Annotated in this window: 1 protein-coding gene; it reads right to left on the minus strand. The window is 69.3% G+C overall.

What is annotated here, in order from left to right; genetic code table 11:
• Nucleotides 1-627, minus strand: a 627-nt coding sequence (locus AOK09_RS33130; RefSeq protein ID WP_157876134.1) for a serine hydrolase domain-containing protein, incomplete at its 3' end; no start/stop codon positions are given.
• Nucleotides 628-1,063 lie beyond the last annotated feature (436 nt).

Genomic DNA, 1,063 nt, shown 5'->3' on the forward strand with positions numbered 1-1,063 from the left:
CAGGTAGTTGGTGTTGGAGTAGCGCCAGCCCTCGCCGGGCTTGAACGTCCGGGGTTGGGCGAGCGCAAGGTTGACCAGGTCGCGGGTGTCGTGGTGGGCGAGCGGGTCCTTGAGGATCTCCGCCGGGCGGAGGAAGGTGAGGTAGTCGGGCAGGCCGCTGGTGTGCTGGAGCAGCTGACGGACGGTGATCTTCCGGTCGTCGTTGTCGTGGCCGCGGAGGAGATCGGGGAGATAGCGTGCTACGGGCGCGTCGAGGGCGACGCGATGTTCTCCCACCAGCTGGAGCACGACCGTGGCCACGAAGGGCTTGGTCATGCTGCCGATCCGGAATCTGCTGTCGCGCGCCACCGGTGCGTGGCTGTTCACGTCAGCGACGCCGCTGGTCAGCAACCTGATGCCGTGCCGATCCCGCGTTTGCAGCAGCGCGCCGGGCGCACCGTCGGCCGTGGTCAGCCGGTGCATGAGCGCACGCAGCTGCGCGTCGTCGGTGGTGGTGGCGGGCTGTGCGGCGGTGGGCTTGGCCGTGGTCGCGGCGGTGGCGGCGCCTGCCGGCAGCGCGCCTGCCACGGCACCGATCGCCACGGCCAGCGCGAGTGCCCCACCCAGCGCACGCTTGTACTTGATCACGTGTTCCTCCTTGACAGCCGGCAAGATCACCGCGGATGACGGTGGCCCGTGACGCAGAGCCTTCAAACCCCGCTCTGTGCAGGCAGGTTCAGCATGTCGAAGGGGTGGAGGGCGCTGCGATGGGGTGATCATCCGGATCGGAGGTGGGGATAGCCCCCTGTCACGTTCGATGGCGTAACTCGGCGATGCCCGGGCGGACATGAGATCGGTGGCCGCCCGCGTGGAGTCCAGGGCGTGCGTGATCACTCGCGCGTCGGTATCACGTTCCATGCCGCGATGCCGTTGGCCACAATGGCATCGCCTATGACGGAGCTCGTGTCCCCGCGCTGCGGCTCAGCTGGACGCAGGTGAGGGCGAGGTCCGCCGTGACCGGGTCGATCAGCTCGCGGAGTGCTCCGCGAGCGGGCGGCGTCGGCGTGCCGCGTCGGCCAGTGAC

Origin of the sequence: Peterkaempfera griseoplana (genome assembly GCF_001418575.1) — a bacterium.
Taxonomy (GTDB): domain Bacteria; phylum Actinomycetota; class Actinomycetes; order Streptomycetales; family Streptomycetaceae; genus Peterkaempfera; species Peterkaempfera griseoplana.